The sequence below is a fragment of the Nocardiopsis protaetiae genome, from assembly GCF_045446735.1.
In the GTDB taxonomy this organism is placed as follows: Bacteria; Actinomycetota; Actinomycetes; order Streptosporangiales; family Streptosporangiaceae; genus Nocardiopsis; species Nocardiopsis protaetiae.
Window position 1 is genome coordinate 1 of record NZ_JBJJBV010000378.1, and the last position, 5,233, is coordinate 5,233.

The following is a 5,233-nucleotide window of genomic DNA, read 5'->3' on the forward strand; positions in this document are numbered from 1 at the left end:
GTCCGGCGCGCCCACGCCGCCCGGCCGGCCCGCTCGGCGGCGCCCCCGGCACAGGTCCGCGAACGCGCACAGGACGTCCACACCCACCCGGCTGAACGCCACCCGCCCCACCGGCTCCCCGAACCGGCCCTGCGACCGCCACCGGGACCGAACCGCTCGGCTCCACCACCCTGGGCGCCCCACCGGTCGAAGACCCGGAGCCGCTCCACCCCACCCGACCCGGGCCTGGCCCTGTCCCCGCCCTCCACCCGGGTTCCGCGATCCCCCGGACCACCCGCCCCGGACCCGTCACCGCTCCCGGCCCCGCGGCCCTTCCCCGGACCGAACGGCGCGACTCCCCCGCCCCGGGTGCCCCACCCGTCGAAGAACCGGGACCGCTCCACCTCACCCGCTCGGTTCCCGCCCCCGGCACCCGGACCGAACGGCGTGGCCCCCGCGCCCCGGGAACCCCACTCATCCGGGACCCGGAACCACTCCACCTCCCCTGGCCAGGACCCGGCCCCGCCCTCCGCCCGGGTTCCGCGACCGGCCCCGCTCCCCACCCCGAACCGGTCCCCGATCCCATCCCCCGCCCCGTACCCGAAGCAGTACCGGGCCTCCACCCGCGCCCACGCGTCCACCACCGCGGCCACACCGCCGTGTTCGCGCAGCCACCGCCGCAACTCCCCGAACCCGCACACCGCCGTGTACCGCAGCGCCTCGTCCCGGGTGAGTTCACCGCCCTCCACCAGCTTCGACAGGTCGTAGACCGACCGCGCCCGCACCACCACCCGCCCGCCGCCCTCCGTCGACCCGAGCGGCAGCGAACCCCCACCCGCCCGCATCACCACCGCGGCCGTCACCAGCACCAGCCCGCTCACCGCACCAACAGCCCGCACCCCACGTACGCGGGGCCGCCGACAAAGCACATGACCGCCCCCAGGGCCGCCCCCGCCCACTCCGCCGCGAGCCTCCACCGCATCGTGTCGGGCAGCTCGGCGCGTCGGCCCGCAGCCAGTCCATGCCCCGCCCCGCGGCGACCCGGGCGATGATCCGGTGGGCCCCGGCCCGTTCCCGGAACGCGGCGACGAGCTCGTGCCGCAGCGGATCGCGTTCGTGGAAGTAGGGTCGGGCGGGGCCGAGGTCGGGGCTCACCACCCAGCCTCCCGGAAGGGCACGGGGGCGAGACCCGGTACGGCGGAGGGACCGGAACCGGCGACGGCGTTCGTTCCCGTGCTGCGGTCATCGCCGCGCGTGGCAGTCGAGGCCAGGGCCGGGTCGGGGGCGTCAGCGAACGTTCCGGAGGCCGTGGGGCGGCGTGCGAGGAACCGGGTGAACGCGGAGGGAGTCTGCGGGTTCTCCTTGTACGTACATCTCTCCTGTCTCCTTCTGTTCTGGGAGGCGGCCGTGTGCCGTGCCGAGGCGTTGGACGCCGTCCGAACGGTGCGCGAAGGGGCCCGGCACCGGTCCCCGGCACCCCGAACGACCGAATGCGGGTCACCTGTCGGTTACCTTCCATCACCACACGTGGGGTGGCCGAACGCCATGGGCGACAGAAGCGGGAGCGGGAGCAGTCGGTGAACACCGGTGTGCGCACAAGGGAGCGCACGGGTCGCATCGAGGAACCGGGAAGCGGGCCGGGCACCTCCGAATCGACGCGGTGCCATGGCTCAGGGGACATGACACGGGCGTCGTTTCCGATGTTCACACGTTCATCGTGTGCAGGTGAGCGGGAATCGGGACCCGGTGCCGTTTTCTGCGGGGAACATCGGCGACCAAAACCGCCGAACAGAACTAACCGGTCAGGCGGCGAGAGTGCGAGCGCAACCGCGGATGCCCGAACGGCCACCGCCCGCGCGGCAAGCGCGGACCAACGGGCAAGGACGGGAACACCCCGCCCCGGAACGCCAGGCGAAGGCGGGCACCGCTCCCCGGCCGAATCCACGGATGTGCCGGCGAGCGTTCGGCCGTTCGACCGGTCGGCCCTCCCGCGCGAAGAGCACACGGGCGCCGTTCCCTCAGCTCGCACCGGCCCCTCATGCCCGTCCGTGACCAGGGCAGAGGCCGGGCGGCCCGCGCCTACGATAACCGGATCGGCCGGTCATGGACGTGAGTTTCCTCGTGCCGCGCTCGGGCCGCCGGTGGCGGATGTCCCCGTGACCTGCCGCCCTGGGACGCCACCGCCTGCCAGCACACCGCCCACGGCCGCGATCCCGAACGCCCAGTCGATCAAAGCTGGCGAGGGCGGACGAACACGCGGGGGCGGCTCGGGCGAGAAGACCACCGGCCGTGAACGGCACCTGATCGTGGACACCCTCGGGTTCATGCCGGTGGTCGCGGTGGCCTCCACCCCCGGTCCGGTACCGGTCCGGCGGGCGCCACATCCCGGAGCTCCCCGCTGGCCACCTCCCCTCGGTCGGTCCGGGCCGGACCGCTCACGCACCGACCGTGTACGGCCACACCCCATCGTGGTCGACCAGGGCCCGGGTCCCCCTCGGGCCCACGGCCGCGTCGCGACATCCGCCATCTCCCAGGCAAGCCGCTCGCGATCGCCCTCCTCCCAGCGCAGCACCCCGATGATCTCCAGCACCTCTTCGGACGCCAGTTCCGTGCGGTCGGGGGCGCAGCGTGACGACCACACCCGGTTCGAACTCCACACGGGCGTCCGCGACATGGACCACCGACGACATGCGCTGCTCCTGCCACAGCACCACCACGCGTTCCCCGCGCGGCCCGGTGTGCTCGTCGAACCCGAAGAACTTCGCATCACACCCGAAGAACAGCGGGTACCCGTCGAACGCCGTACCTGGCTCGGACCGCCGGCCCCCTCATCCCCCTCCTTTGCATGTGGCGGAAGTCGTGCTCGACCATGTCCTGTACGCCGTCCCACATGGTCACGCAAAGCTGCTCCTCGCCGAAACGGTTCTCCGGGACGTCGAGCCAGATGTAGGAGACCCGATGGCTGTGGCCGGGATGTTCCACCAGTCCTGCCCGACCGGTGTATACGCCTTCCAGCCACCTCCGTCCACCAAGACGAGGGGCGTTTCAACCCCGTCGAACCTCGCGACCTGCGGTACCCGCTCATCGCGGAAGTCTCGGGCGTACCCTTACCGCTCCACCTCGGTCTGGGCGACCAGCGCGACGGCAGCCACGATCGCCACCGCCGTCGCCTCGCACCCCCGCCACCAACTCCGTATGAGCGGCAGCGGAGCGGTGACGGCAGGGAAGACCGCCCAACCGAGAATCACAGCAAAGGGCTCGAACACGACACCGTTGGTGAACCACATGCGGACGATGGCCACGTGCAGCACAAGCAGAGCGGCCACGGCCGTGAGCAGACGGGCGGTGGCCAGGGGTCTCGGGACATCCCGCCGCTGAAGGAACCTGCCGAACAGGGCGCGGGTGCCGCCGCTTTCCATGGCTCTCCGGTACCGCTGCTCGGCCCTGGCATCCTCGCCCTGCCCTGCCGACAGGTGACCAAGGTCGCACATAGCGTCGGTATCGCCGGTAGGGGCCTGTCAGCGCGGCCGCCCCTTCTCATCTCCGCCGCCCCGGACGCCTGATCCCGGTGGACCTCCGGTGAGGAACATGTCCGTACCCGGTGTGCAGTGGGCCGCTGGTCGGGTTTCTCGGCCAGGTCAGCATCTGGTGGATGCGGACGGTCCAGGTAGGCCCGGGAAGGCCTGGGTGCAGGTAACGGCGCAGACCATGACCGCGCCCCGGGTGGACACGTCCACGGCCGACTCCGGAACGTTGTCCCCGAGCTACTCGGAGACCATATGAACCAGGGCGCCGACCCGGCTCGTTAAGGCGGTGTCGGTGTCCAGAGCACGGGCCCGGGTGATGCCGAAATCGATCACCCGCGGCCCGTCCGGGCCAGGCAGGATGTCCCGGGTTTGCGGTCGAGGTGCACCCTCCGCCGTTCGGTGAGTTCGTCCAGCGAGCGGCATCACCCACCGGCAAACTCATATGGGCTCCTGATTCCCCAGGTGCGGCTCCCCGGTCATCGGGAGCCTCGTCGGGGCCGACTCCTCCTCGATGTCCGTGTCGTCTCCATACATCCCCGGCGGGGTGTTGGGCACCTCGTGAGGGCCCGGATGTAGGCCCGGGGCCTTCGCCAGGCGCTCGGCCACGAGTTCACGCAGTTCGGCGGGGACGGCCGAGCAGGCGGACTTGCCAGTCGGGATCTCATTGATCGCGGCGGCCAGAACGCCCCCCTCGAACGTGTGCCGAACCATCCCCCATCCCCGAGAACACATCCACAGCGGGCTCGGGAAGAAGCATCGGTGAGCCGCCCAGAGGCCATGAAGCGCAGCGTTCCGACCTTGGCGATGGCTGAGAAGGCCGTGCAGGCTCTCCAAGGATCGTGCAGTGCCGGAGTCGATGGCCCTCGGGCCGTCCGGCGCCATCATGATGTTGCCGGGTGTGAAGTAGTGGTGGACGACGCCGGCCCAGCAGATCGTCGTCAGCGCGGTGGCGATGGACACGGTCAGGCGTTGCAGGTCGGCACCGAGACGGGGGGTCTGTGTGGAGATCTGCTGAGTGAGTGTGCTGCCCTCGATGAACTCGCCGGCGATCCAGGAGCGATCGGCGTACGGGGCGATGTCCAGGACGCGGGCGACACAGAACGGGCTGACCTTGCGGGCCCGCCGCCACCTCACGGGCGAACGTCTCCCGCACGCTGGGATTCGGGGCCAAGGCCGAACCGATGCGGAGGAGCTTCACCACCGCTTGCCCGCCGTCAGAGGACTGTGCGCGAACCGCCCCGGCCGATCTCCTCCGGGAGCCGGTAGCCGCCGATCTCACTGATTCCCGGGTCCATGCCTTCATCCATCCCCTGGCGGGGACCGGAATTCAAGCGGCCCTCTGACGTGTACAGCACCATGCCGGACCACCAGGAAAGTTCGATTCCGTCAATGGACTTCGGCTATGCCTCTAACCAGCAACGATGCCAATAAATCAGAGGACCTTGTGCCATCTCTCAATTTTTTCACACACGAGGAAGTCGTTCCATGAGGGAAACAAAGCCAGCCCTCGTCCGCCAACGACACCACCGAGGCCAACCAGGTTGAAAAATGCGGACACAAAAGCCTTCGTGGGCACAGTGGGGCAGCAGTGAGCCTTTTTCATCCTGCTTCTCGGAGCTGAAGGACCAGCACCGCGCGGGTGATCTGGCCGGCGCGTTGCGGGCAGCAGCGCAGGCGGCGCAGGATGTCCCACTGCTTGAGCCGGGCGATCGCGCGCTCGCCCGGCG

Annotated in this window: 2 protein-coding genes and 2 pseudogenes; all 4 read right to left on the bottom strand. The window is 70.5% G+C overall.

The window, feature by feature from the left end; genetic code table 11:
* Positions 1-860: pseudogene (locus ACJOT3_RS32260) on the bottom strand (hypothetical protein); the annotation flags it as partial.
* A gap of 2,226 nt (positions 861-3,086) precedes the next feature.
* The gene (locus ACJOT3_RS32265) at positions 3,087-3,305 is read right to left on the bottom strand and encodes a hypothetical protein (RefSeq protein ID WP_406976918.1); all 219 of its coding nucleotides are present in this window, start codon (positions 3,303-3,305) and stop codon (positions 3,087-3,089) included.
* A gap of 639 nt (positions 3,306-3,944) precedes the next feature.
* A complete protein-coding gene (locus ACJOT3_RS32270; RefSeq protein WP_406976919.1) occupies positions 3,945-4,640 on the bottom strand; it encodes a serine/threonine-protein kinase in 696 nt (231 codons plus the stop codon).
* Positions 4,641-5,105: 465 nt separating this feature from the next.
* Positions 5,106-5,233 (bottom strand): annotated as a pseudogene (locus ACJOT3_RS32275) (IS5/IS1182 family transposase); the annotation flags it as partial.